This window comes from Rhodococcus baikonurensis (genome assembly GCF_040489275.1).
In the GTDB taxonomy this organism is placed as follows: Bacteria; Actinomycetota; Actinomycetes; order Mycobacteriales; family Mycobacteriaceae; genus Rhodococcus_F; species Rhodococcus_F baikonurensis.
The window spans coordinates 18,021-40,598 of sequence record NZ_JBEUOQ010000009.1 but is presented as its reverse complement, the minus strand read 5'-3'; the positions used below and the strand labels follow the sequence as shown (position 1 = coordinate 40,598).

Sequence of the window (22,578 nt, the reverse complement as noted above, 5' to 3'; positions counted from 1 at the left end):
GTTCCTCTGATTTCATTTCTTCGTTCGCAGCCGGCCCCGATCCGCTGCGATACGGGCGCGGGGCCGGCCGTGAACTTCAGGCTCTCTAGGACTTCCAAGCTCCGTCGAAGAGCACGATTCCGTCGAGGCTCTGCTCGAGACCGTGAACGTTCTGGTTCCAGACATCGAGTGCGGCGACGTTGCCCCACACCTGCCACGGGACGGTCTCGTTGGCGCGCTCCTGGATCTGGGCCAGGACTGCCTTCTTGTCGTCGTCGGTCGTTGCGACGCCCAACTTGTCGAGGAGAGCGTCCATTTCGGCGTCGGAGTAGCCGGTCGCGTTGTTACGGCCGCCGGACTTGATGCCCGTGTACAGACGCTCGTAGGGATCGGCCTCGGCGAGGCTCAGTGCTGCGGTGCTCATGTCGTAGTCGTGATCGGCGTACATCCGCTTGACCAGATCACCTGCACCGGTGACGTATTCGATCTGAGCGTCGAAGCCGACTGCGTTGAGCATCGCCTGGATCGCCAGTGCCGTTGCCTGCGCGGACGGTTCCTGGATGGAGAGGAAGGTGATCTTGCCGTCGTAGCCGTCGGCCTTGGCCTGATCGAGCAGTTCCTTCGCCTTCGCGGGGTCGACGCCGATCGGTGCGACGTCGTTGTGCCAGCGCGAGGTGTCCTGGAAGATCTCCTGGCCGGGCAGTCCCTTGCCGTTGTTGACGCGGGTGTTCAGCGTCTCCGGGTCGACGGCCAGCGCCATCGCCTGGCGGACACGGACATCCGATCCCGGGCGGCCCGGGGCCATGTTCACGTTCGCGATGTAGCCGAGCGACGGGATGTCGACGAAGCCGGGGTAACCCGACTCGATCAGATCCAGGATCGGAGTGAGCGTACGCATGTACGCGGCGTCGATGCCGCCCGTCTTGAGAGCTTCAGCGGTGGGCTGAGCGCCGACGATGCTGATCAGCTTGAGCTTGTCGATGTTCGGTGCGCCGTCGTAGTAGTCGGGGCGAGCAGCCAACAACAGTTCCTCGTTGGGAGCGAACTTCTCGAGGGTGAAGGCACCGGCACCGATCGGGGTGAACTGGTCACCCTGCTGGGCGCTCGGGGCGACGATCATGCCGGGTCCGGTGGCGAGCATCGACTGGATGCCCGTCCACGGATCAACGAGATTGAATACAACGGTCGTGGCATCGGGGGTGTCGATCGAGGCGACCTTGGAAGCCCACAGGCTCGACTGCGGTCCCTTGTTGGTGACGTAACGGTTGATGCTGTCCGCGACGGCCTTCGAATCGAAAGCCGTTCCGTCGCTGAACTTCACACCGTCGCGCAACTTCAGCGTCCAGGTCTTGCTGTCCGAACTCGCTTCGAGCGACTGGGCGAGCTTGGGCTCGAACTTCTGCGCGATGGGGTCGTAACGCATGAGCACGTCGTAGATGGCGCTGAGTTCGCTGCCACCGGTGGCGCCGGCAACCTGAGCCTTCGCGGGATCGAGAGTCGTGACTGCCGAGTAGCCGCTGAACGTCAGCGTGCCACCCTTGGTGGGAGTACCGGGATCGGCCTGCTCGTTGACCATGCCGATCTTCAGCGAGGAACCGGAATCAGCGGATTCGCCGCCGCCATTGCTCGAGCCGTTGTCGGCGCACGACGCCAGGAACATACTTGCGGTGATCGCCAGCGCAGCCGCAGCCAATCTGCGACTTCCGCGGCGGGAACTACGACTCATTCGAATGCCTCCAAGGCGGGGTAAGACCGTGACGTGATGTTGAACACGAAACAGTCTGTGACGGGAGGCACAGAAAATTGGATCGAGTCTCGCTCAGTGGAATCGGTTAAGTTGCAGGCCTCAACGGTCAGGTAAACCGACCCTGGCCAGCGAATACCCTCACCGACATCAGACCAGCCGGTCTAGTCTCGGTCGAGCGTGGCTTCCTCGAGATCGAGCTCTCGAAGCACCTTCCGAAGAACCTCGTCGTCGATCCGGCCGGCATCGCGCTCGGCGATGAACACACCTCGCTCGGCGTCGATCATCTCGAGGCGCAGCGAGCGGAAGGCATTCGACGGGCTCTCCCCCAGATCCTCGTCGCTGCGTCCGAGCCGCTCCCACGCCGAGTTCGCGCGGTGAGTGTTCCAGCTTCGCAAGATGTCGGCGGCGCGATTCCGGACCTGAGGGACGTCGTCGGCGTCGGCTCCGACCAACTCGTCCAGCCTCGCCGCAGCCGCGCGGGCAGCCTTGTCCTGAGCCGCCGCCTCGGCGCGTGCGTCCGACTGCTCTTCATCGCCCTGCACGCCGAGGACACGGATGACCCACGGCAACGTCAGGCCGTGCAGCAACAGCGTGCCGACCACGACGACAAACGTCAGGAACAGGATCAGCGAACGGCCCGGGAAGTCTTCGCCGCTGTTAACCGTCAACGGAATCGCGAAGGCAGCCGCCAGCGACACGACTCCTCGCATACCGGCCCACGACACGACGAACACCGCCCGCGCGGAAATCTCCGGTTCTCTCGCTCGGATGCGGGGAGACAGCCAGCGCGGTACGTACGTGAACGGGAACACCCAGGCGATCCGGACCACCACGACGGTCACGAGAACGGCAACCGATGCCCAAACGACGATCGAGGTGCTGTACCCCTGCAATCCGTTGACGACACTGGGCAATTGGAGCCCGATCAACAGGAAGACGAAAGACTCCAGGATCAGGTCGACGGCCCTCCACACTGCCGTGTCCTGCAAACGCGTCGCATAGCTCGCACGGGTGGAGCGCTGGCCGAGGAACAATCCGGCTACGACGACCGCGATGACGCCCGACGCGTGAACCTCTTCCGCAGCGAGGTAGGTGAAGAACGGCACCACCAATCCGATTCCGCTCTCCATCACCGGATCCTGGAGTTTGCCGCGAACCTTCGAGATGACGAAGCCCACCGCCAGGCCGATCACCGTTCCACCGACCGCTGCGACGAGGAAGGTCTCGAAGCCGCCGATCAGCGTCGCACCAGTACCCACGGCGGCAGCGAGAGCAACCTTGTACGCCGTCAGAGCGGTGGCGTCGTTGAGCAGGCTCTCGCCGCCCAGCAGGGTCATGATTCGGCGCGGCAGACCGAGCTTGCGTCCGATTGCGCTCGCGGACACCGCGTCCGGCGGCGCTACGATGGCACCGAGAACCAAAGCAGCCGCTATCGAGAACTCCGGCACGATCAGGTAGGCGACAAAGCCCACCGCTGCCGTCGTCGCGAGGGGCAGCCCCACCGCGAGAAATCCGATCGGACGCAGATTCGAGCGCAAAGCCAGGTATGAACTGTCCAGTGCTGCCGAGTACAGAAGTGGAGGCAACACGACGAACAGGACGAGGTCGGGATCGAGTTCCAATTCCGGAACACCCGGTATCTGACAGGCGATCAAACCGACCAGGACGAGGATCAGCGGCGAAGACAGCCCGAACCTTCGCGCGACCGCCGCCACCAGCAACGCCGCTACTACAACCCCCAGTAATATGCCGTTCACCCTGGCAGCATGCAGTATGGAAGGCGATGAAGAAAATCCTGAAGCGAGCAGCAGCTCGCACACAGCAGCCCGCACCCGCTCCGACCGGTTGCGAGGAACTAACCAATGCGCCCGAAACGGACCCGGCGGCGCTGACGCCCGGCGTCTGCCAGGAGTGCGCCGAGTTGGGCGAGGATAACTGGTCTCACCTGCGTATGTGCCTGTCCTGCGGCCACGTCGGATGCTGCGATTCCAGCCCTCATCAGCACGCCACCAACCACTACCGCGAAACCGGGCATCCGGTCATGCGCTCGCACGAGCCCGGCGAATCCTGGCGCTGGTGCTACGTCCACGACCTGATGGATTGACCGCGCGCGACTCGCAGTGCACTGCGCATAGTGCCCACCTGTCACGGCGCACAGCCCTCGGTGTTGCGCACATTGCTCAATCCGTCGGGTAGCTATTGCCCAATCTGTATGCCGATGATGGACTTTGACGCAGAATCTGCACAACAGATCGACAGGTGCGGCTGGACTTTGCCGCACCGAACGGTTCGGCCTCAGGAAGTCCTGCCAAACATCACAACCACATCGTCGGCCCCACGATCTGGGGTACAGGCGGTGCGGTGATCGATGTCAACTATTGAAGGCAGGACCGGCCGTGAACAGCCCCAGCATCAACCAGAACGCTCCCGAATCACTGGCGGAGATCGAGAAGCGCGTTCTGTGGTTGTCGACCGCGATGATCCATCACGCCAACCGTGTCCGGCCGAATCCCAGCGGGCTCAAGGTCGGCGGTCATCAGGCCTCGTGCGCGTCGATGGTCTCGATCATGACGTCCCTGTGGTTCGGCCAACTTCGTTCCGGCGACCGGGTTTCCGTCAAGCCGCACGCGGCTCCGGTGCTCCACGGCATCAACTATCTGCTCGGCGAACTCGACGAGTCCTACCTGACAACGCTGCGCGAGTTCGGGGGCCTGCAGAGCTACCCGAGTCGATCAAAAGATCCTGATCCGGTGGACTATTCGACCGGTTCGGTGGGTATCGGCGCGACGGCTCCCATCTGGGGCGCCATCGCACGCCGATACGTCGACGCCTCCCTCGGCGGTGCCGGAACCGGACGTCAGTACTCCCTCGTCGGTGACGCCGAACTCGACGAGGGCGCTGTGTGGGAAGCAGTTCTCGATCATTCGGTTGCCGAACTGGGTGAAATCGTGTGGATCGTCGACCTCAACCGCCAATCACTCGACCGGGTGGTGCCGAACATCGCGGCAACCCGCCTGGAGCGCATGTTCTCGGGCGCCGGCTGGCAGGTCGTCACCGTGAAATTCGGCGCGCTCCTGGAATCGCTGTTCACCCGGCCAGGCGGCACCGCGTTGCGCGAACGAATCCTGGACATGCCCAATCCGGAGTACCAGCGTCTGCTGCGATGCACGGCCGACGAGGTACGTCTGAGACTGCCCGGCGACGCGGCGGACGCCGACGCGATCACGTCGCTGATCAACGACCTCGACGACGCGACGGTGCTCGCGGCCATCCGCAATCTCGGTGGCCACGACCTCGACGCCCTGCGAGAGGCGTACGCGCAGATCGACGACACCCGTCCCACCGTGATCATCGCGTACACGATCAAGGGCCGGGGCCTGCCGACGCAGGGTCATCCACAGAATCACTCGTCGCTGCTCACCATCGAGCAGTACGAGCACCTGGCGGCGGAACTCGGCATGAATCCGTCGAAGCCCTGGGAACGGTTCGAGGCCGACAGCCCGTCGGGCCGCATCTGCGCCGAAACCGCTGGGCGCCTGGCTCGCCCCAAGGTGGAGCATCTGGTGCCTCCGGCAGTTCCGAAAGATATCGGCCGCACTCCCTCCGGCACGTCCACCACTCAGGCAGCTCTCGGTCGGGTGCTGCTCGACCTCAGCCGCGAAGCGCCGGACGCCGCGAAACGTGTTGTCACACTGAGTCCGGACGTCAGTTCCACCACGAACCTGGCAGGCTGGCTGAACAAGGTCGGGGTGTGGTCCCCTAACGAGCGGCACAACTGGTTTGCCGACGATGCCGAAACGATCATGCACTGGCGTGAGAAGCCCACCGGGCAGCACATGGAACTCGGTATCGCCGAGACCAACCTGGTCGGGCTGATGGGCGAACTCGGTGCAACCTGGAGTCGCTGGGGCCAGCCGCTCTTCCCCATCGGCGTGATGTACGACCCGTTCATCGAGCGGGCTCTCGAACCGTGGTCGTACGGCATCTACGCCGGTGGACAGTCGATCATGGTCGGCACTCCGTCAGGCGTCACCCTGGCAGCCGAAGGTGGTGCGCACCAGTCGATCAAGACCCCCTCCATCGGACTGGAACAGCCGGGTTGCGTCAGTTTCGAACCGGCGTTCGCCGTCGACGTGGAGTGGACGCTCCTCGACAGCATCGGACGCCTCGGCCGCCCCGACGGCAGCTCGTCGTATCTGCGTCTGTCGACCCGCCCGGTCGATCAGGCCCTGGCCGCGGTGCCGACCGATCCGGCTGCGCGAGAACGCCGTCGACGTCAGGTGGTCGCCGGGGCATACACACTGCGACACAACCCTGATCCTGCCGTCACTCTGGTCGGCATGGGTGCCACTGTCACCGAAACGCTGGTTGCAGCCGAAAGACTCGGCGAGCAGGGCATTTCCGCCGACGTGGTGTGCGTGACCAGCCCGGGCTTGCTCTTCGAAGCACTCCAGTCTCGGCGCGGCCTCGCGGACGGTCCGTCGTGGATCCTGGATCAGGTCTTTCCGAGTAGCCGGTCCGCGCCGATGGTGACCGTTCTCGACGGACACCCGCACACCCTCGCGTTCCTGACGGGAATCAACAACGTTCCGGGTGCTGCGCTCGGAGTGAGCCGGTTCGGTCAGGTCGGTTCACTCGAGGACGTCTACCGGTACCACGGACTCGACTCCGACAGCATCGTCCGCGCTGCCCTCGATCTCACTTCTTGACCAATCACACTCTCCGATGCCGAGAAGCGTCCCCGCAGGGACGCTTCTCGGGTCTGGTCAGTTCTTTAGTTCTTCAGAGGCCTTCAGTTCTTCCAGGCCTTGTCGAAGAACATGATTCCGTCGAGGCTCTGCTGAATGCCGTGGACGTTCTGTCCCCATACACCGAGCCACGGAGTGTTGCCGTAAACCTGCCACGGCACAACCTCATTGGCGCGCTCCTGAATCTTGGCGAGCACTTCGATCTTCGCGTCGTTCGACGTCGCTACACCCAGCTGGTCGAGCAGCGTATCCATCTCGGGGTCGGAGAAACTCGCGGCGTTGTTTCGCCCACCGGTCTTGAGGTTCGAGTACAGACGCTCGAACGGATCGGCTTCCGCGAGGTTGGCGGAACCTGTTGCCATGTCGAAGTCGCGGTCGGCGTACAAACGCTTGACGACGTCGGCAACCGAGTTGACGTACTCGATCTGGAAGTCGAAACCGACGGCGTTGGCCATCGACTGCAGAGCCAGAGCCATCGCCTGCGCCGAATTTTCCTGCAGCGTCAGGTATGTGATCTTGCCGTCGAAACCGTCGGCCTTGGCCTCGTCGAGAAGCTGCTTCGCCTTGGCGGTGTCGACTCCCATCGGAGCGACGTCGTTGTGCCAGCGAGAGGTGTCCTGGAAGATGACCTGCCCGGGCAGACCCTTACCTTCGTTGAGTCGGTTGTCGAGTGCGACGGGATCGGTTGCGAGGGCCAAGGCCTGGCGTACTCGCACGTCGGCACCGGGACGACCGGGAGCCGTGTTGACCAGCGAGAGGTACGACAGCGACGGGATGTCGACGAAGCCCGGGTAGCCGGAATCGATCAGATCCAGCACGTTCGGTAGCGACCGCATGTACGCGACGTCCGTGCCGCCACTCTTGAGCGATTCGGTGGTGGACTGCGAACCGACGATGCTGATCAACCGCAGCTTGTCCACGTTCGGGGCGCCGTCGAAGTAGTCTTCCCGAGCGTCGAGGATCAATTCCTCGTTGGGAGCGAACTTCTCGAGAGTAAACGCACCGGCGCCGATCGGGGTGAACTGATCGCCCTGCTGGGCGCTCGGCGCGACGATCATGCCGGGACCGGTGGAGAGCAGTGACTCGATACCGGTCCAGGGGTCGACGAGATTGAAGACGACCGTCGACGGATCCGGAGTGTCTACCGACGCGACCTTCGACGCGTACAGACTCGACTGCGGTCCCTTGTTGGTGACGTAACGATTGAGGCTCGCCGAGACGGCCGCCGAATCCACCGGGGTGCCGTCGCTGAACTTCACGCCGTCGCGCAGTTCGAGGGTCCATGTCTTGAAGTCCGAACTCGGCTCCATCGATTCGGCGAGCTTCGGAACGAATTCCTTGGACGCCGGGTCGTACCGCAGGAGCGTGTCGTAGATCGCGCCCAACTCCGAACCGGCGACCGAACCGGCGATCTGAGTCTTCGCGGGGTCGAGATTCGTGACGGCGGAGTACCCGCTGAACGTGAGCGTGCCGCCCTTGACCGGGTCGCCCTCGCCGGATTGCTCGTTGACCGGGCCGATGGACAATCCTGAACCGGACTCCGGTGCGTCGCCGCTCCCACCCCCGTTCCCGCTGTCAGCGCACGACGAGACGAACAGGCCGGCGGAGACTGCCAGCGCGACGGCGGCAACCTTGCGGTGACCGCGCCGAGAACTGCGACTCATTCAAAACCTCCAGGTCAGAAACTGTGATGTGAAGCATTGTCGAGACAGTTTGTGACTTAAGGCACAGGTATTAGTCGCAGGTCCCGCTCAGTGGAATGAAGCGCGACAATTGGTCAGCTTTCGAGCGACATTCGCAGGTCAGACCCTTAGCGAAGGTCAGGAATTCATTCTGATTCAGGCGCCTTTCAACGGATGAATCGCCGGAGCGCCGTCGAGGAGCGGACCAGCAGCGGCAAGCGCTGCCTGCAAATGCGGGGACTGCATATGGGCATCCAACTCCTCTTGCCCGCGCCAAGTTTCGATCGTTACGAAGGTGCCGGGCGCAGCCGCTGACTCGAACAGCTCGTACGACACACAGCCGACCTCGGACCGACTCGCCTCCGCGAGAGTTGTCAGAGCCGATCGGACGTCGTCCTCGGAACCGGACTTGGCCGGGATGGTTGCAACTACACGAAGCTCGCTCATCGGATACCTTTCGCAGAGAGGAAGTCAGCTAGAGACGCACGCCACAAACGTACACACGAAAAGGGCAACCAATGGGGCTACTGAAGGACGTCACCGGCTGGCGACGCGGATCGAAGTTGCAGCGTCGACTGCGCGATCTCACCGGCACGCTGGTGGTGATCACCGGTGCGGGCAGCGGCATCGGGCGTGAAACGGCCCTCGCCTTCGCGGCCCAGGGAGCTATCGTCGTCGTCTCCGACATCAACCTCGAAAGCGCGCAGGACACTGCGGCGCTCATCAACACACCCACTCAGGCCAGCGGAGCCGAAGCGGTGTTCGGTGGCGGTTCGCACGCCTACCAGGTGGACGTGTCCGACGAGCAGGCCGTGATTCGGTTCGCGGAGACCGTCGCGGCGCATCACGGCGTGCCGGACATCGTCGTCAACAATGCCGGGATCGGGTTCTCCGGGACGTTCGCCGACACCGAGCAACGCCAGTTCGAGCGCGTCATGGACATCAACTTCTGGGGAGTTGTCTACGGCTGCCGGGCATTCACCCCGATGATGATCGACCGGGGAACCGGCGGACACGTCGTCAACCTGTCCTCGGCTGCCGCGTACACACCCCAGAAGGCCCTCACCGCATATTCGACAAGCAAGGCGGCAGTATTCATGCTCTCGGATTGCCTACGGGCAGAGCTGCTTCCACACGGCATCGGCGTCAGCACCATCTGCCCCGGCCTCGTGCACACGAACATCCTCAAGACCACCGAGTTCGCCGGGACCACCGCCGAAGAACAACTCGAGAATCAGACCAAGGTCGACAACTTCTACCGCAAGCGCAACTTCACCCCCGACCGAGTCGCCAGTGCCATCGTGAAAGCGGTTCGCACGAACAAGGCGGTCGTACCCGTGACCGTCGAAGCCAAGCTCGGACGCACGATCAGCCGGTTGTCTCCCGGGTCGATGCGCGTCGGAGCTCGGTTCGAGATCTAGATCAGCTTCCGAAACTCAGGCTGCCCGTGAAACCCTGCTGCACATCGGCTTCCGAACGGGGAAGAACCTCGTAGGTGCTGGCGTACTGGCCACTGAAACCGGTGACGGTGATCGGGCGTCCGACCGCAATGGCGTCGACGTCGATGCCGGTCTGGGTGTTGACGAAGATGACGGTGTTTCCTTCGACGCCGGACACCAGGATCTTGTGGCCGTACGGCAGATCGTCGACGACGGGTCCGCTCACGATTCCGGACACTGTCACGAGACGACCTTCGCTGCCCTCACCGATTGCATTGAGGGGCAGTCGCGCCGGGCTGATCTGGGTAGTCGTGCCGATTACCTCGACGGTAGTCGGGCGAACGACGAGCAGACCTTCCTGGTCCGCGAGGACTCCGGTGACCTGAACCTGATCGCCGAGAGCAATCCCGGAGTTGTTCGGATCGCTGATGTAGATGCCCGAATTGCCGCTCTGGAGACCAAAGCCCTTGTCGTAGAAGCTGGATTCGAATACTCCGGACGGCGTGGTCGCGGTTCCCACGACGGTGACCGTCGTTCCGATGGCCTGCGCACGGGCTGCCGCGATGGAGTCCGCGGACACCTCACCGGCGACTGCTGCCGGCTCCGCCGTTGCTGCAGTGCCGACAAACATGGTGGCTGCGGCCGCAACGGCCAGTGCCGTCACACCCCGCCGCAGGACCGGACCGGCAAGAACGCTGTCTCGAAACATGTTTGAGGACTCCCCTGTGATTTCGTGGCCGCGCAGGCCCTCCTGATGGAGTGCCGCCTTCGCCCACCCTGAGGCACAGGTTATTACAGGTCGGACGCCGCAGCGGTGATGACATTCCGTCACCACCGCTGCGTCTGGGCCTTCGAGTTTCAGGAACCGGAGCTTCCGGACGAACCGCTCGAGCCGCTGGAACCGCTGGATCCTGTTCCGCCACCGAGATCGTCGAGAGGATCGCTACCGGTGAGGCCGCCCGGGTACAGGTAGGCGTCGGCGATCGTGCTGAGCGAGGTTCCCGACGTGGCCGGCACCTTTGCGCGCCAGTTGACGATCGGATTCAGCACTCCGAAGGGCCCGCAGCCACTGGCGGCGGGAAGCGCGAAGCCGGTGGCCTCGTTCCCGACCGGGCTCACCTTGAGCGCAGTCGACGGAAGCACCGTGTAGGTCGGCACCACCGACGGGTCAGGCGCGAGACGGAGATTCACCGGCGCCGCTGCGGAACCCAGGTAGCAGTTGTCACCGAGGAACGCGTTGTTGATCTTCATCCGCACCGGGATGCTCAGATCCATGTCGGTGATGATGCCGTTGAGCGTCGGCGCAGCCGTTGCCTCCACCTCGGCCGTTACTGCGGCCAGGCCGAAGAGATTGCCGAACGGAAGATCGATTCCCAAAACGCCGCCGGGAACCGTCAGCGGCTTGGAGTAGACACCGTTGTGTCCGTCGTCGCGCGGGAGAAGAACGGTGGACTCACCTTCACCGGAGCCGGCCTCGGCGGCAATGATCATGTCGCCTTTTCCGATCGGGAGGTTGAAGCCGTTGTTGTCGAAGGTTCCACTCTGAACCACCACCGACACACAGGATTCGGCAGTAGCCGGACACACTGCGGCGCCCGGTACCGAATTGTCGACCGGGTCCTGAGCCGAGGCCATCGGCGCTGCAAAAGCCAGCACTGCACCTGCGGTACCTGCAATAACGGCCACGCGCGTTACGAGACGTCTGTTGCCGTTCTTGTGAGATTTCTGCACTGATTTCTCCCTGCCGTTTATGTGATGGGGGACGAAACTCGCAGTCATTGCTTGTGTTTCGACCGCCGCCGACAAGGTCTCTGCGGTGTGCTCCTACTCACAAGTAACAACTGAACAGATGTATATCACAGGACTTCGACTTAAAAACAGGGCAAAAGGGAGTTTCCTTAAAACGGACAAACTAAGCGGTACGGTGTGTAACACTCACGGGTGATGAACACGAACAGACTGGTCCTCTGCGTCGCGGCAGCGGGCCTACTCCTCAGCGGCTGCAGCAGCCAATCCGAGAGCGACGCAGCGGAATCCACTTCTGCTGCCACCAGCACCACGGTGGCGGCAACGTCGAGTTCGACTGCCCCCAGTTCGCTCCCCGAATTGCCGACCAGCCCACTCGCCGCACCTGCGGAAGCAGCGCCGAGCATCGTCGAATCGACTCCGCCGGCGGTGTCACTACCGGTAGCGCCTCCGGCGAACGCACCGATCGACGCACGCTCACCGGAAGAGATCGTCGCGAACGCGGGCGAGAAGGGACAGCGGTACATCGCCGCTCTGCGTCTGGCCGGGATCCCGCCCGCCGGAATGGATTCCGCAGAGATCCTCTACGCCGACGGCACCTGCAAGGCACTTGCCGACGGTATGCCGCGGTCCGACGTACTCGCGGAGTTCAACTCCGTCGGCGAGGTGTACTCGCAGATCACGCCGATGTCCTCGCAGCGCATCGCCGAGATCTACGTCGACACCGCGGAGCAGACGTACTGCTGATCAGGCTTTGCCGGCCAACCAGTTGTGCAGCCAGGACGTCGCCGAATTGCCCGCGCCGTCAACGACGTAACGCGTGTAGTCGGTGTGGACCTGTGAGCCGTAGAAGTCGACCAGCTGATCGATGCGACGCGAGTTCGCGCCCGGATCGAGCTGGGCCATCAGAGCGGGGAGCCCGCCTGCGGTGATCAGATCGTTGACGATCACGGCTGCTTCGTCGCGCAGCGCGAGCGCACTGGCCGGAGTGGGATCGGACGCCTGAGCCATGAATCCGGCCAGACGCATCACGAAGTCATCCTTGGGCGTCGAGCAGTACAGGTCACCGACCGCGCACAGCGTCACCGTTTTGCCTGACAGCCAACCGAATCCACCGATACGCGGGCCGCTGGCACCGTTACCGCCGACAGCGGGGCCGATCAGGACGTCGGACTCGGAACGACGGGGATCGGACAGCAAACCGACGCCCTCGACGCGAGTCGGGGGAACAACGCCGATGCCGGTTCCGATCTCGGCGGCGAGATCGCCTGCCGCGTCGGCACCCTGGCTGTATCCGACGATCGCGAAGCGAGTGTCTCCGCACGAGGCAGCCATGGCACCGATCATGCCGCGGGCATTGTCGACTGCCTGCTGCTTCGACTTGGCGTAGACGTTGGACTCCCACGGGAAGGCCGTGGCCGAGTAGGTGACGTAATCGGTCCGCACGGAGCCCGGAAGCCCGTTGGTCACCGGGGCGAGCATGCCGGCGCCGGGCCTGGTGCCCGAGGGCTCCCACGTTCCCGGGATGGCCACGACGTACAGGCTGGGGCAGGGATCAGCCGACGCCACGGGAGAACTGACAACCGGTACCACTACTGCTGCAGCTAGTGCCGACAACACCGCAACGAGACGCCTCGCACGCATGAAACTCCCCTGATTTACCTTCAGCAACCCATACACCACTATCGGTGCTCCGGAATCATACTGTCTGGGCGTTGTGTCTGTCCGATGCACGATTGATGAAGGTTTGTTACAGATCGTGCGAATTGCTTGCAGAAACAAAGCCGCACCCCACCGAATGCGGTGGGGTGCGGCTTTGTGAGAGCCTCTAGCGCTGCGGAGCCGCTGTCGGGTGGATCGGTGACGGAAGGGCCGTGACGCCCTCGAGGTAGGTGTCCACAGCGGCTGCTGCGGAACGTCCCTCGGCGATGGCCCAGACGATCAGGGACTGACCGCGGCCCATGTCGCCGGCCACGAACACACCGTCGACGTTGGTGTTCCACTGGGACGTGCGGGCGACGTTGCCACGCTCGTTCAAGTCGACACCGAGATCGGTGAGCAGACCCGGCTTCTCGGGACCGACGAAGCCCATGGCCAGGAGCACGAGATCGGCTTCGAGCTCGAAGTCCGAGCCCTCGACCTTCTCGAAGCGACCCGACTTCATCTCGACCTCGTGAGCCTTGAGACCGGTGACCTTGCCGTTTTCACCGACGAAGTTCTCGGTGTTGACGGAGAACAGACGCTCGCCGCCTTCCTCGTGAGCGGAAGCCACGCGGAACATGAGCGGGTACGTCGGCCACGGAGTCTGCTCGGCGCGAGTCTCCGGCGGACGCGGCATGATCTCGAACTGGTGGACGCTGGTCGCGCCCTGACGGTGCGAGGTGCCGAGGCAGTCGGCTCCGGTGTCGCCGCCGCCGATGATGACAACCTTCTTGCCCTCAGCGGTGATGGTGGGAGCGTCGAGGTCGCCCAACTGCACGCGGTTGGCGATCGGCAGGAACTCCATCGCCTGATGGATGCCGTCCAGTTCGCGGCCCGGGATCGGCAGATCGCGAGCTGCGGTGGCGCCGCCGGCCAGAACCACTGCGTCGAACTGCTCGCGCAGCTCGTCCGCGGTGATGTCCACGCCGACATTGACGTTGGTCTTGAAGACGGTGCCTTCGGCTTCCATCTGCTCGAGACGGCGGTCGATGTGCCGCTTCTCCATCTTGAACTCGGGGATGCCGTAGCGCAGCAGGCCGCCGATGCGGTCTGCCCGCTCGAAGACCGTCACTGCGTGACCGGCGCGGGTCAGCTGCTGCGCTGCAGCCAGACCGGCCGGACCACTGCCGACAACTGCGACCTTCTTGTTGGTGGCGTGCGCGGCGCGAACCGGCTTGACCCACCCTTCGTCGAAGGCCTTGTCGATGATCTCGACCTCGACCTGCTTGATGGTGACCGGATCCTGGTTGATGCCCAGGACACAGGACGCCTCACAGGGTGCGGGGCACAGACGACCGGTGAACTCCGGGAAGTTGTTGGTCGCGTGCAGACGCTCGATGGCGTCGTGCCAGTGGTCCTTGTAAACCAGGTCGTTCCACTCGGGAATCAAGTTTCCGAGAGGGCAACCGTTGTGGCAGAAAGGAATTCCGCAGTCCATGCAACGGCTGGCCTGGGTCTTGAGGGTTTCCTTCGGGAACTCCTCGTAGACCTCTTTCCAGTCGAGCAGGCGCAACGGCACCGGCCGGCGAACCGGAAGTTCGCGCGACGTGTGCTTCAGGAAGCCGCTTGGATCACCCACGAGCTGCCTCCATAACTGCCTCGTCCACGTTCTTGCCATCCTTCTCTGCGGCCGCGATGGCCAAAAGAACCTTCTTGTAGTCGCGGGGCATCACCTTTGCGAAGTGACCCACCTGCTGCGACCAGTCAGCGAGGATGCGCGTGGCAACCTCGGAGCCGGTTTCGTCGCGATGACGTTCGATGGCGCCCTTCAACCAGGTGAAGTCGTCGCCCGAAAGATCCTCGAGGTCCACCAGTTCGGTGTTGAGGTTCTTCTCGAAAGCCTTGTCGGGGTTGTAGATGTACGCGACGCCACCGGACATGCCGGCGCCGAAGTTACGTCCGGTGGCTCCGAGGATGACCACCTTTCCACCCGTCATGTACTCGCAACCATGATCGCCCACACCCTCGACGACGGCAGTGGCGCCGGAGTTACGGACTGCGAAGCGTTCGCCGACGACACCGCGAAGCAGAGCCTCGCCACTGGTGGCGCCGAACAGGATGACGTTGCCACCGATGATGTTGTCCTCGGCGACAAAGCCTTCCGCTGCATCGAGCGGCGGGCGTACGACGATGCGTCCACCCGAGAGACCCTTGCCGACGAAGTCGTTGGCGTCGCCGTGCAGGCGCAGGGTCATACCGCTGGGCACGAAAGCACCGAAGCTGTTACCGGCGGAACCGGTGAACGTGATGTCGATGGTGCCCTCGGGCAAGCCCTCTCCACCGAACGCCTTGGTGACCTCGTGGCCGAGCATGGTGCCGACCGTGCGGTTGACGTTGGTGATCGCGGACTCGAAGGAGACCGCCTCACCCTTGTCGAGTGCGTTGCGGGCCGAAACGATCAACTGCTGATCGAGTGCCTTGTCGAGACCGTGATCCTGCGTGCCGGTGCAGTGGACGTCCTGGTCCATGAACGCGGACTCGACCTGGGTGAGGATCGGCGACAGATCGAGATTGCCTGCCTTGCTTCCCTTCCAGTGATCGAGAGCGCGCGTGGTGTCCAGCATGTCGACCTGGCCGACGGCTTCGAGCAGCGTGCGGAACCCGAGTTCCGCGAGAAGCTCGCGAACCTCTTCGGCGATGAACATGAAGAAGTTCTCGACGAATTCCGGCTTGCCACTGAAACGCTGACGCAGCAACGGGTTCTGCGTCGCGACACCGACGGGGCAGGTGTCGAGATGGCAGACGCGCATCATGATGCAGCCCGAGACCACCAGCGGTGCGGTGGCGAAACCGAACTCCTCGCCGCCGAGCAGGGCAGCGACGACGACGTCGCGACCCGTCTTGAGCTGGCCGTCGACCTGCACCACGATGCGGTCACGGAGACCGTTGAGCAGCAACGTCTGCTGGGTCTCGGCGAGGCCGAGCTCCCACGGTGCGCCCGCGTGCTTGACGGAGGTCAGCGGGGTGGCACCGGTGCCACCGTCGTGACCGGAGATCAGAACGACGTCGGCATGTGCCTTGGAGACACCGGCCGCGACGGTTCCGACGCCGACCTCGGAGACCAGCTTCACGTGGATGCGGGCCTGCGGGTTGGCGTTCTTCAGGTCGTGGATCAGCTGAGCGAGATCCTCGATCGAGTAGATGTCGTGGTGCGGCGGCGGCGAAATCAGGCCGACGCCAGGCGTGGAGTGCCGAACCTCGGCCACCCACGGGTACACCTTGTGAGCCGGAAGCTGGCCGCCCTCACCGGGCTTGGCTCCCTGCGCCATCTTGATCTGGATGTCGGTGCAGTTGCTCAGGTAGTGCGAGGTGACACCGAAGCGTCCCGACGCGACCTGCTTGATAGCACTGCGACGCAGATCGCCGTTCTCGTCCGGCGTGAAGCGCGACGGATGTTCGCCGCCCTCACCGGAATTGGAGCGGGCGCCCAGACGGTTCATCGCGATGGCGAGAGTCTCGTGAGCCTCGGCGGAGATGGAGCCGTAGCTCATCGCACCCGTCGAGAAACGCTTGACGATCTCGCTGGCCGGCTCGACCTCGTCGATCGAGATCGACGGCCGCTTACCGATGTTGAAATCGAACAGACCACGCAGAGCGGCAAGGCGCTCCGACTGGTCGTTGACCATGGTCGTGTACTCCTTGAACACCTCGTACTGACCTGTGCGAGTTGCGTGCTGGAGCTTGAAGACCGTGTCCGGGTTGAACAGGTGGTACTCGCCTTCACGACGCCACTGGTACTCGCCGCCGACCTCGAGCTCGCGGTGAGCGCGCTCTTCGGGGCGATCGAGGTACGCGATGCGGTGACGTGCTTCGACGTCGGCTGCGATCTGGTCGAGGCCGATGCCACCGAGCTGCGACTGCAGACCGGTGAAGTACTCGTCCGTCAGCTCCTGCGAGAGGCCGATGACCTGGAACAGCTGAGCACCGGTGTACGACGCGAGCGTCGAGATGCCCATCTTGGACATCACCTTCAGGACACCCTTGCCGGCTGCCTTGATGTAGTTCGCGATGCCCTTCTCGAGGGTCAGACCCTCGAGCTCGCCGTTCTGCAGGAACTCGTCGATGGTCTCGAAAGCCATGTACGGGTTGACCGCTGCGGCACCGAAGCCGATGAGGAGCGCCATGTGGTGCACCTCGCGGGCGTCGCCGGCCTCGACGATGAGTCCGACCTTGGTGCGCGACTTCTCGCGAACCAGGTGGTGGTGCACGGCCGAGGTGAGGAGCAGCGACGGGATCGGCGCGTAGTCCTCGGTGGACTCACGGTCCGAGAGCACGACGATGCGTGCGCCACCCTCGATTGCCTGCGAGACCTGGTACTTGATGCCCTCGAGCGCACGACGGATACCGTCGCCGCCTTCCTTGACGGGGTACAGGCCGCGGATCACGACGCTGCGGAAGCCCGGGAATTCGCCGTCGTCGTTGACGTGAACGAGCTTCGACAGATCGTCGTTGTGCAGGATCGGCTGCGGGAGCGCAATCTGCTTGCAGGAGTCCGCATTCGGGTGCAGCAGGTCGCCCTCGGGGCCGATGGTCGCGCCGAGGCTGGTGACAACCTCTTCACGGATCGCGTCGAGAGGCGGGTTGGTGACCTGAGCGAAGAGCTGCGAGAAGTAGTCGAACAGCATCCGGGGACGTGACGAGAGCACGGCGATCGGAGTGTCGGTACCCATCGAGCCCAGTGCCTCGGCACCGGAGAGAGCCATCGGCTTGACCAGCAGGTTGACCTCTTCGTTGGTGAAACCGAAGAGCTGCTGACGCAGCACGACGCGCTCGTGCGACATGTACGTGTACGGACGGTCCGGCAGGTCGTCCATGTGGATCAGACCTTCGTCGATCCACTGCTGGTACGGGTGCTCGGCAGCGAGTTCGTTCTTCAGTTCCTCGTCGCTGATGACCCGGCCCTGCGCGGTGTCCACGAGGAACATGCGGCCCGGCTGGAGGCGGACCTTGCGGACCACGGTGGACGGATCGATCGGCAGAACGCCGACCTCCGACGCCATGACGACGAGGCCGTCTTCGGTGATCCACAGACGCGACGGACGCAGACCGTTGCGGTCCAGCACGGCGCCGATGACGGTGCCGTCGGTGAAGCACACCGACGCCGGTCCGTCCCAGGGCTCCATGAGAGCCGAGTGGTACTCGTAGAACGCCCGACGAGCGGGGTCCATGCTCTCGTGCTTCTCCCAGGCTTCCGGGATCATCATGAGAACTGCGTGCGGCAGGCTGCGGCCGGCGAGGTGCAGCATCTCGAGCACCTCGTCGAAACGAGCGGTGTCACTGGCGCCCTGGGTGCAGATCGGGAAGATCTTGTCCAGGTTCTCGCGGCCGCCGAAGACGTCGCTGTCGATGAGGGACTCGCGAGCGCGCATCCAGTTCTCGTTGCCGGTGACGGTGTTGATCTCACCGTTGTGAGCGACCCGGCGGAACGGGTGCGCCAGCGGCCACGACGGGAACGTGTTGGTGGAGAAGCGCGAGTGGACCAGGCCCAGTGCGCTCTCGACACGATCGTCCTGCAGATCGAGGTAGAAACCCTTGAGCTGCGGGGTGGTGAGCATGCCCTTGTAGACGAACGTCTGGCCGGACAGGCTGGGGAAGTACACGGTCTCGCTACCCGGGCCACCCTTGCCGGCGCCTTCGGAGCCGAGTTCGTGCTCGGTGCGCTTACGCACCACGTATGCACGACGCTCGAGATCCATGCCGGTGTACTTGTCACCCTCGGAGCCGATGAAGATCTGACGGAACGTCGGCATCGCGTCGCGCGCCAGTGCGCCCAGCGAGGAGTCGTCGGTTCCGACCTCGCGCCAGCCGAGAACCTTCAGGCCCTCTTCGACGACGATCTTCTCGACTGCAGCAGCAGCCTCGTGTGCATCGGCGTCGCCCTGCGGGAGGAATGCGATACCGGTTGCGTACGCGCCTTCGGCGGGCAGCGCGAAGTCCACGACAGCTCGGAAGAACTTGTCGGGAACCTGCAGCAGAATGCCCGCACCGTCACCCGTGTTGGGTTCTGATCCGGCAGCGCCGCGATGCTCGAGGTTGACCAGAGCGGTGATCGCCTTTTCGACGATGTCCCTGCTGCGGCGACCATGCATGTCGACAACAAATGCGACTCCACAGGAGTCGTGCTCATTGGACGGGTGATAGAGGCCCTGGGGGCCTGGAAGTTGCTTCATACCCAGCCTTCGTATGCCATAAAGATGCACCGACGACCAGCAGCGCTGATGGCCATCAACTTGCAATGCAAGTCCTTCAAAGCACCGACACGACGATGTGTTCGGTACCACCGAAGTAGCCGCCCTGCGCAGACGCGATGGTGTGCGTTCTGGCACCCGGCGACGTGAGTCTTCGGTCGGTTGAAACTTTTGTGAGTCAACCGTGTAACGAAAACGATAATTCAGAACCCCGGCACGGGCGCAACTAAGGTAGCCCTATAATTGCTCTGAACTGCGGCGATGCAGGGAGCCAGAAGGCCCCTCGACAGATTTCGGAGCTGCGTCTGTGCAGAGAAGTTCCGATTCACAGGATACCGAATCCGCAGGAAACAGGCGCGATGGGCGATGAATGCAACAACTGGCCGCAGCGATAAGAATCAGCTGCGGCCAGTGCGCCTCGAACTGTAACAAAAGTTGATCGATCAACCAAGGTCTAGGCCTGAATTGTTTGCTCGCAGAATGCCATCGCTGTAATTTCCGTAGGCTCACCCTTGAGAAGACGGGTGGCGAAGAGCAAATGACAACAGCAGTAGTGGTGGGCAGTGGTCCCAACGGTCTCGCGGCGGCGATCGAACTCGCCCGCGCCGGAATCGACGTTCATGTCATCGAGGGTGCGGACAAGATCGGCGGCGGCACCCGCAGTAGCGAATACATCGTCGACGGACTCGTCCACGACGATTGCTCCGCCTTCCATCCCACGGCCTTGGCTTCTCCCTACTTCAAGGAACTCGACCGCGAATTCGGGCTCGCCAAACATGGCCTGACGTGGCTGTGGCCCGAGATCGATCTGGTCCATCCACTCGACGACGGCACCGCCGGGGTTCTGTGGCGTGACATCAACCGGACCGCTGACGGATTGGGTGTCGACGGTAAGCGCTGGCTCGACGTCTTCGGATACCTCGCCGAGAACTTCGACGAGTTGGTGCAGGACGTCTTCCAGCCGATCGTGCACGTCCCGAAGCACCCGCTGATGCTCGCCCGTTTCGGGACGGGCGCTCTGCTTCCCGCGACGGGTTTCGCTCGGATGTTCAAGACCCCACAGGCGCGGGCGCTGTTCGGTGGCGTCGCGGCGCACATGTTCGGGACGCTGACCCTTCCACTCTCCAGTGCTGTCGGCTCGATGCTCACTGCTGGAGCCCATGCTCACGGTTGGCCTGTGGCACAAGGTGGTTCGGGGTCAATTGCTGCGGCGCTCGCGTCGATCCTGCGAAGCCTCGGTGGCACTATCGAAACCGGGAACTGGGTGACCAACTACTCCCAGATCGCCGATTACGACATCGTGATGCTCGATATCGCACCAGACGCGGCCGGTCGTCTGCTCGACGGTCGGCAGCCCGACCGCATTGCCCGGGCCTACCGCAAATTCCGCTACGGCACCGCTGCCTACAAGGTCGACTACGCCGTGCGTGGTGACTCCGACGGAAGCGTCGTGCCGTGGACGAATCCGCAGGCCCGCAAGGCCGGCACCCTGCATCTGTCCGGCACGATTTCGGAAACTGCTGCCGTGGAACGCCAGACCGTTCGGGGTCAGATGCCGGACAAGCCCTTCATTCTGTTGGGCCAGCAGTTCTTGGCCGACCCCTCCCGATCTGTGGGAGACATCCACCCGGTGTGGGCGTATGCGCATGTGCCGCATGGCTATCCGGGTGACGCCACCGAAGCGATCACACGTCAGATCGAGCGCTTCGCGCCGGGGTTCCGGGACCGGATCGTGGGCGTCCACGTGCGCAATGTGCCGCAGATGCAGGCGTACAACCCCAACTATGTGGGTGGCGACATCTCCGCGGGGGCGAACACTGCGCGGCAGATCATCGCGCGCCCCCGGTTCGGGCTCAACCCCTATGCCACCGGCGCCCCGGGCGTGTACCTCTGCTCGTCCGCAACTCCCCCGGGCGGCGGGGTCCACGGGATGGGTGGGTTCAATGCCGCGCGGGCGGCGCTGAAGGCGCGGGGTTGAGGCGTCCCCGATGGGGACGACATTTCGGACAAATGACTCGCCACCAGGTGGTGATTGCCTAGTCGTCCGGACTCCATTTCAATGTCACAGGAGTCAGCTCACCCGCGTCGGGGTCGAAAGGAATTATGCGGAAATACCCTGAGTCCTGATCAACCTCGTTGTGTTGGTTAAATTTGATTTCCGACCAGATACCCATCATCGTCGAACCTACATGGGCGAGAGCATGTTCGACTTCGCGCCTAGTCACCAGAACAGCAGCGCCAAGAGTCTGCGTACCTTTGGCTTCCAGATACAGAAGCTCTCCGCCCTTTTCCGCCGTCGCGTCGAAAGGGCTACCCTGCCTGGTATCCGTTATCTCCCAGCCCCGCGAACGATAATGCTGCATCAGTCGGTCTTGTGCAGCATCTTCGATCTTCTTCCGGAGGACCGAATCCTGCAACCGTCCCTGGGTTTTCCCTCTGCGCGGGCGACCTTCTGCCTCGACATCAAGACTGTCGCGGTGCGCCACCCACAACATTTCGAGATCCAAAGCTACGTTTGCCGCCAGCATGATTCCGCCTCCCTGAGGTCGCCAATGCTGTTCAGGCATAGCCTCTTCCAAGGCCTCGGTTGGTAGTCGATCTTCGACCGCAAGGACGGCATCCCACTGTAAGTCGACATAATTTGCCGGACGGTCGGAACCATCCCAATGATTGCTATCGTAAATTTCGCTTCTCACCTTTCCGCTGGCAACTATTCCTCGTCCCTTAGTTCCCTGACGAAGCAGGAAAACCCGGTCGCCTGGGCCAACCCCGCTCTTCCGTCCACCCGTTGACCAGTTGTCCGGAACCCGCTTTCCTTGCGCAGTACGTTCGATGGCGTCGCGATAGTCAGTGCCCCAATCCCATTGATCTGGATTCCACGTAACGATCAACGCGTTGTGCATGACCAGTACCTCCTGCGCGGACTGGTCCAGATCGATGGAATCGATCCTGGTCTCGGACCGAGGTGGCCTCAGGCCGAGATTGTCCCGCGATCCGCCGCGTCGAGCACCGGCGTACCTTGCAGCCTGTTTTTCGGATTGCTCATGCAGTCCACCAGAACGAACGACATATGTTATTTGCCAGTCATTTCCGTTTCGCCGACCAATTACCTGTTGCTTCCCGGCATACTTGGCCTCCGCTCGGGCGTGAGCCTCGATACGGGCAAGATCGGACGATGTTGCCACCGGAACTGATCCTGTCACACAATAGTGCTCAAAAGTTTCCCACCATCCGTACAAGATTCCTCCGATGCTTGGATCCAATACTGAATGGCCAATAGTAAGGTTCGAGCGCATTTCAGTTTCGATTACGACCCGCGCCCGACCGAATTGCGTAGACAATGCTTGG

Annotated in this window: 15 protein-coding genes; 5 read left to right on the top strand and 10 right to left on the bottom strand. The window is 63.2% G+C overall.

All coding sequences use genetic code 11. The annotated features are described in order from the left end of the window. Positions 1-85: 85 nt before the first annotated feature. Both ABWI03_RS20745 and ABWI03_RS20740 read right to left on the bottom strand, forming a co-directional pair. Positions 86-1,705: an ABC transporter substrate-binding protein gene (locus tag ABWI03_RS20745; protein ID WP_124566957.1), complete on the bottom strand. Its 1,620-nt coding sequence runs from the start codon at positions 1,703-1,705 to the stop codon at positions 86-88. Between the two features lie 182 nt (positions 1,706-1,887). Continuing rightward, positions 1,888-3,483, bottom strand: a complete 1,596-nt coding sequence (locus ABWI03_RS20740) for a Na+/H+ antiporter (protein WP_030536674.1) — start codon at positions 3,481-3,483, stop codon at positions 1,888-1,890. 26 nt (positions 3,484-3,509) lie between these two features. Between ABWI03_RS20740 and ABWI03_RS20735 the strand changes: the two genes are divergently transcribed. Both ABWI03_RS20735 and ABWI03_RS20730 read left to right on the top strand, forming a co-directional pair. Further along, a complete protein-coding gene (locus tag ABWI03_RS20735; RefSeq protein ID WP_003943615.1) occupies positions 3,510-3,830 on the top strand; it encodes a UBP-type zinc finger domain-containing protein in 321 nt (106 codons plus the stop codon). A 292-nt stretch (positions 3,831-4,122) separates the two neighbouring features. Beyond that, positions 4,123-6,435: a thiamine pyrophosphate-binding protein gene (locus ABWI03_RS20730; RefSeq protein ID WP_298774672.1), complete on the top strand. Its 2,313-nt coding sequence runs from the start codon at positions 4,123-4,125 to the stop codon at positions 6,433-6,435. Positions 6,436-6,518: 83 nt separating this feature from the next. Here the strand turns inward: ABWI03_RS20730 and ABWI03_RS20725 are convergent, their stop codons facing one another. Beyond that, on the bottom strand, positions 6,519-8,138 hold the full coding sequence (locus ABWI03_RS20725; RefSeq protein ID WP_235170910.1) for an ABC transporter substrate-binding protein: 1,620 nt from the start codon (positions 8,136-8,138) through the stop codon (positions 6,519-6,521). Between the two features lie 174 nt (positions 8,139-8,312). Further along, positions 8,313-8,603 carry a putative quinol monooxygenase gene (locus ABWI03_RS20720; RefSeq protein ID WP_298774677.1) on the bottom strand — a complete coding sequence of 97 codons (291 nt, stop codon included), beginning with the start codon at positions 8,601-8,603 and terminating at the stop codon, positions 8,313-8,315. A 71-nt stretch (positions 8,604-8,674) separates the two neighbouring features. On the opposite strand from ABWI03_RS20720, the gene ABWI03_RS20715 reads away from it, so the two are divergent. Further along, a complete protein-coding gene (locus ABWI03_RS20715) occupies positions 8,675-9,577 on the top strand; it encodes an SDR family NAD(P)-dependent oxidoreductase (RefSeq protein WP_124566961.1) in 903 nt (300 codons plus the stop codon). Position 9,578: 1 nt separating this feature from the next. Here ABWI03_RS20715 and ABWI03_RS20710 read toward each other — a convergent pair whose 3' ends face one another. Both ABWI03_RS20710 and ABWI03_RS20705 read right to left on the bottom strand, forming a co-directional pair. Next, positions 9,579-10,304, bottom strand: a complete 726-nt coding sequence (locus tag ABWI03_RS20710) for a hypothetical protein (protein ID WP_298774681.1) — start codon at positions 10,302-10,304, stop codon at positions 9,579-9,581. 149 nt (positions 10,305-10,453) lie between these two features. Next, on the bottom strand, positions 10,454-11,281 hold the full coding sequence (locus ABWI03_RS20705; protein ID WP_298774686.1) for a hypothetical protein: 828 nt from the start codon (positions 11,279-11,281) through the stop codon (positions 10,454-10,456). Between the two features lie 258 nt (positions 11,282-11,539). Here ABWI03_RS20705 and ABWI03_RS20700 point away from each other — a divergent pair, with 258 nt between their 5' ends. After that, on the top strand, positions 11,540-12,088 hold the full coding sequence (locus ABWI03_RS20700) for a DUF732 domain-containing protein (RefSeq protein WP_298774688.1): 549 nt from the start codon (positions 11,540-11,542) through the stop codon (positions 12,086-12,088). Here ABWI03_RS20700 and ABWI03_RS20695 read toward each other — a convergent pair whose 3' ends face one another. The 3 genes from ABWI03_RS20695 to gltB all read right to left on the bottom strand — a co-directional run bounded on the left by ABWI03_RS20695 (position 12,089) and on the right by gltB (position 19,212). After that, a complete protein-coding gene (locus ABWI03_RS20695) occupies positions 12,089-12,985 on the bottom strand; it encodes a cutinase family protein (protein WP_172436506.1) in 897 nt (298 codons plus the stop codon). It abuts the gene before it with no gap. Positions 12,986-13,169: 184 nt separating this feature from the next. After that, positions 13,170-14,621, bottom strand: coding sequence for a glutamate synthase subunit beta (locus ABWI03_RS20690; RefSeq protein ID WP_166810343.1), 1,452 nt, complete (start codon positions 14,619-14,621; stop codon positions 13,170-13,172). Continuing rightward, a complete protein-coding gene (gene gltB, locus ABWI03_RS20685; RefSeq protein WP_083058061.1) occupies positions 14,614-19,212 on the bottom strand; it encodes a glutamate synthase large subunit in 4,599 nt (1,532 codons plus the stop codon). Before gltB ends, ABWI03_RS20690 begins: the two co-directional genes overlap by 8 nt. Positions 19,213-19,768: 556 nt before the next feature. Between gltB and ABWI03_RS20680 the strand changes: the two genes are divergently transcribed. Further along, the gene (locus ABWI03_RS20680) at positions 19,769-21,208 is read left to right on the top strand and encodes a phytoene desaturase family protein (protein WP_298774697.1); all 1,440 of its coding nucleotides are present in this window, start codon (positions 19,769-19,771) and stop codon (positions 21,206-21,208) included. A 58-nt stretch (positions 21,209-21,266) separates the two neighbouring features. Here the strand turns inward: ABWI03_RS20680 and ABWI03_RS20675 are convergent, their stop codons facing one another. Then, entirely contained in the window at positions 21,267-22,415 is a 1,149-nt protein-coding gene (locus tag ABWI03_RS20675) for a protein NO VEIN domain-containing protein (RefSeq protein WP_298774698.1), read from the bottom strand. Positions 22,416-22,578 lie beyond the last annotated feature (163 nt).